Here is a 4,726-nt window from a genome sequence, read left to right as displayed (position 1 = left end):
CATCGAGCGCGGCCGCGAACACAGGGAAGGCGGCGTACAGTTCGCGCCCCATCCCGGCCCGCTGGCTGCCCTGCCCGGAGAACAGAAACGCCAACTGACCCGCCGGCACAGCCCCCCGGCTCCGTACGATCCGAGACGCAGGCTCTCCCGAGGCCAGAGCCGTGAGCCCGGTCAGCAGGCTCTCGCGGTCTCCGCCGAGGACGACCGCCCGGTTCTCGTGAGAGTCGCGTGACGTCACCAGCGACAGCGCCACGGCGTCCGCGTCCAGCTCGGGCCGGTCCGCCACGAACGTCCGCAGCCGCTCGGCCTGCGCCCGCAGGGCGTCCTCACCACGGCCGGAGACCATCCACGGCACCACCGCACTGGCACGGTCCTCCGCACCCCTGCTACCGGACGGGGAGCCGGGCTCGGTCACCGGCATCCCCTGAAGGACCATGTGGCAGTTGGTGCCGCCCATCCCGAACGAGCTGACACCCGCAAGGGCCGGCCCGGACTCCGGCCAGTCCGACAGCGACTGCTGGACACGCAGGTTGAGTTCGTCCAGCGGGATGCGCGGGTTCGGCGTCTCGAAGTGGAGACTGGCCGGGATCTTGCGCATATGGAGGGACAGAGCGGTCTTGAGGAGGCCGACCATTCCGGCGGCGCCCTCCAGATGGCCCACGTTCGTCTTGGCCGAGCCGACCGTCAGCGGCATTCGGCGGCCGGTGGCCGTGCCCAGGACATCGCCCAGGGCCGACGCCTCGATGGGGTCGCCGAGGGCGGTGCCCGTGCCGTGCAGTTCGACGTACTGGACTTCCGCCGGGTCGATGCCCGCCCGCTCGTACGCCAGCCGCAGCACCTCGCTCTGCGCGGCCGCGCTCGGGACCGTGAGGCCATCGGTCGTGCCGTCGTTGTTGAGCGCGCCGCCGCGGATCACGCAGTAGACGCAGTCGCCGTCGGCCAGGGCCCGCGCGAGAGGCTTGAGGAGTACGACCCCGCCGCCCTCGCCGCGGACATAGCCGTTGGCCCGGGCGTCGAAGAGGTAGCAGCGGCCGTCCGGTGACAGCCCGCCGAACCGGTCGGCGGCGAGGGCGCTCTCGGGCACGATGTTGAGGTTCACGCCTCCTGCGACGGCGAGTTCGCAGCTGCCCGAGCGCAGGCTCTCGCAGGCCTGGTGGACGGCGACAAGACCGGAGGACTGCGCGGTGTCCACGGTGAGACTGGGACCGCGCAGCCCGAGGGTGTACGACACCCGGTTGGCGATGATGGCGCGCTGTGTCCCGGTCAGCGAGTGCTGGGTGACGGCGGACAGCCCCTGCCGGTTCAGCAGCACCGAGTAGTCGTTGGCGACCGCCCCGACGAAGACCCCCGTGCGGCTGCCCCGGACCTGCCGCAGAGGGACGCCGGCGTCCTCGAAGGCCTCCCAGGACAGTTCCAGCATCAGCCGCTGCTGGGGGTCCATCATCGAGGCTTCGCGCGGGGATATGCCGAAGAATGCGGGGTCGAACTCGTCCACCCGGTCGAGAAATGCTCCGTGCCGTGCGGCTGGCGGAAGTTCCTCGGCATTCCAGCGGTCTTCGGGCACTTCGCCGATCGCATGCCGTGCGTCTCTCAGTAGTTCCCAGAACGCGCTCTTGTCGGGGGCCTTCGGGAGCCGGCAGGACAGCCCCACAATGGCGATTGCGTCGTCCGGTATCCCGACCTCGGTGAAGCCGTCGCGGAATTGAGACATGCGAGCGTGATCCCCCATTAAGTGAATTGCATGAGACAACACCCTGCGGCACACGCAAAGGCAGTTTCCGACTGTAATCAAATGATGGTTGGCCCTTACACCCCTATCGATCCCCTAGTGAGCGCTGAAGACGCCGGGAGCAGGGGCGGAAGCACCGAGGGGTACGGGTCTCCGCGCGGGAGACCCGTACCCCTCGACGTCACTTCAGGCGGACGGAGCCTGCACGGAGAGTGAGTGCCGGAACACGTTCCGAGGGTCCCAGCGCGCCTTGACCGCCTGCAGCCGCGGGTAGGCGCCCTTGTAGTACAGCTCGGACCACGGCACTCCGGAGGTGTTCCACTCCGCGTCCGCGAGGTCGGCGTCCGGGTAGTTGACGTACGCCCCGTCGGCCGACCCGCCGGGCACCGGTACGCCGCCGGTGTCCGCGTACACGTCCCGGTACAGCTCGCGGAGCCACCGCTCATGGACCGGGTCCTGCGCGGGGTCCTCCCAGGTCGTCACGTACACGATCTTGAGGACCGAGTCCCGCTGCGCCACCGCCGTTCGGTCCGCGGGGACGGTGTTGACCTTGCCGCCGTAGGCGATCAGCGCGACGACCCCCGCCGGATTGTCGTAGTCGGTGCCGGTCAGGTGGGCGTACAGGGTGCCGATCTGCCGGTCGTCGAAGCTCCGGCGCGCGTACGCCGCCTTGATCTTGGCCCGGCCGGTCATGTCGCCGTCCCCGGCGATCCCGGGCCAGCGCGTCGAGTGCAGCCACGGCAGCCGCCGGGTGTCGCTGAACGGCTGCACGCCCACACCCTCGGACACGGCTGCCAGGTACGCCTCCAGCCGCTTCTCCGCGTCCGGGCCGGTCGCGTCGAGCTGTGTGGTCATCGCGAGGGCGCCGGACTGGCTGCGGGTCAGCGCCAGCACGCTGTAGAGGTCGCACCAGGGGGAGTCGGGGCCGCTGTTCTGCTCGAACCACCTGCCGTGATTGCGGACCAGCCGCGCGAAGGCCGCCTCGTCCCGCCCCTCCCAGGGCCACGCTGTGGTGTTGAGGAGCACCTCGGACGGTGGCCGCGGCAGCAGGCGGCCGGGCTCCGGCGGTACGTCCGTGTCGGCGGTGCGCAGCCAGTACCTGACGACCACGCCGAAGTTGCCGCCGCCGCCCCCGGTGTGGGCCCACCACAGATCATGGTGGGGATCGTCGGGCTCGCGCGTCGCGATCACGGTCCGCGCGTCGCCCGACTCGTCGACCACGACGACCTCGACCGCGTGCAGATAGTCGACGATCGAGCCGTGCATCCGCGACAGCGGGCCGTAGCCCCCGCCGAGGATGTGCCCGCCCGCACCCACATCGGGGCACGCCCCGCCCGGCAGCGTCACGCCCCACACCCGGAACAGCGTCTTGTAGACCGCGCCCAGCGTGGCGCCGGCCTCGACGACGAACGCGCCGTGCTCTTCGTCGAATCCGACCGCCGACAGCCGCGACATGTCGATCACCACACGCACATCGGGATGCGCCACGAAGTCCTCGTAGCAGTGCCCTCCACTGCGCACCGCGACTCGCTTCCCCGCCCGTACGGCCCGGGAAAGGACCCGCTCTATTTCAGCGGCCGAACCCACCAGATGTATCTCGTCCGGCTCGCCGACGAAGCGCAGGTTCTCACCCCGTCGTAAGTCCTCGTACCTGATATCGCCGGGGGCCACGGGATTGATGTGCTTCACCCTGCTTCTCCTGCCTTCCGAAACGGACGTCAAACCGTTCTGTTGCGGTCGGATAGTAATCCACCGGTCCTGCAGGGTAATTGGTGAGGTCCGGCGAGAGGGGAAGCAGCGCGACGTGCGCGACGGCGGTGTGCTCAGTGCCGGGGGAAACCGACCCGCGGCCCGGTTCGACGGCGTCCTCGCCACCGCCGACATCCTGGACGACCTGCCCCTGCTCGGCGCCCAACATCGCCGGGAGCGTGATCCAGACGACGGCGCCCCCGTCGGGGGGTTGTTTGGCGCCGTACGTGCCAAGCAGAACTCGTGAAGACGATGCAGCGGACGGTTGAGGAGTCCGGACTGGAGTACAGGTACTTCCATGGGTTCGGCGTCGTCGTTGGCTGTCCCCGGTGCGGAGCTCCAAGTTCGAAGCTGGAAGCCTGGAGCGCCGTTGATCACGCCCGAGACGACATGTACGCGGGAGTTCGTTGTACTGACTGTGGGTGGGACGAGGGCGGCGAAGTCTGACTACACCGCGCACACCGCACAGAGTTTCGTCGGGGTCAACGCGCTGTGGCGTTGGCTCGACAGCACACCCGGCGGCAAGACGGTCAGACCTGTGACGGTGCCGAGGCAAGGTTTCTATGCGGCGCATGCCCGCCCGGTGGCTGCACCATCCCTGGCACGGACGGCAGATCGCGCTCAGGAGATCCCAGACGGAGCCAGGCAGAAAATGGGTTAGGCCCAATACCGGTGATTTAGACGGTGTCCTATGTGGTGAGGCGGACGAGGCGTTTGTAGCAGCACAGAGCAGCGGCCAGGCCGAGGAAGGCGAGGTAGTTGCGGGGATGGCGTTCGTAGCGGTGGTTGAGTCTGCGGTAGCCGGTCAGCCAGGACATGGTGCGTTCGATGACCCATCTGTGGCGGCCGAGTCGTTCGCTGGACTCGATGCCTTTGCGGGCGATACGGACTGCGATGCGCTTGCCGCGTAGCCATTTCCGCAGGTCAGGTATGTCGTATGCCTTGTCGGCATGGAGTTTGCGGGGCTTGTAGTGCCAGCCGCGGTGGGGGTCGTGTCTCGATTGGAGACCGGCCACCATGGGCTTCAGTCCTAGGCTGTCGTGCGTGTTGGCGGCGGAGATGCCGACGACCAGGGGCAATCCGTTCGCGTCCGACAGGACGTGCATCTTGGAACCCGCTTTGCCTCGGTCCACGGGGCTCGGACCTGTGTGTTCGCCCCCGTTACCGTTTTCGTGGCCCCGCAATGGGGTTCCCGGTCTCCGGGTCCGGCATGACTTGCGCCCCTTGTCGATCATGGTCGAAAAAGTG

The 4,726-nt window shown here is 68.6% G+C and carries 3 protein-coding genes; all 3 read right to left on the bottom strand.

Going from position 1 to position 4,726, the window contains the following annotated elements; all coding sequences use genetic code 11:
- Nucleotides 1-1,711 (bottom strand): type I polyketide synthase (locus ACFU5O_RS37350; RefSeq protein ID WP_384247457.1); only part of this gene is annotated, 1,711 nt, incomplete at its 3' end.
- 204 nt (nt 1,712-1,915) lie between these two features.
- The gene (locus tag ACFU5O_RS37345) at nt 1,916-3,418 is read right to left on the bottom strand and encodes an FAD-binding oxidoreductase (protein WP_384247454.1); all 1,503 of its coding nucleotides are present in this window, start codon (nt 3,416-3,418) and stop codon (nt 1,916-1,918) included.
- A 749-nt stretch (nt 3,419-4,167) separates the two neighbouring features.
- Nucleotides 4,168-4,713, bottom strand: a complete 546-nt coding sequence (locus ACFU5O_RS37340; RefSeq protein WP_384247459.1) for an IS5 family transposase — start codon at nt 4,711-4,713, stop codon at nt 4,168-4,170.
- Nucleotides 4,714-4,726: the final 13 nt, after the last annotated feature.

The sequence above is a fragment of the Streptomyces sp. NPDC057445 genome, from assembly GCF_042802855.1.
In the GTDB taxonomy this organism is placed as follows: Bacteria; Actinomycetota; Actinomycetes; order Streptomycetales; family Streptomycetaceae; genus Streptomyces.
The sequence above is the reverse complement of the archived record's forward strand: the minus strand, read 5'-3'. Positions and strand labels throughout refer to the sequence as shown.

Coding starts and splice junctions, on each gene's coding strand:
- ACFU5O_RS37340 (WP_384247459.1), bottom strand. CDS start 4,713: ATGATCGACAAGGGGCGCAAGTCATGCCGGACCCGGAGACCGGGAACC.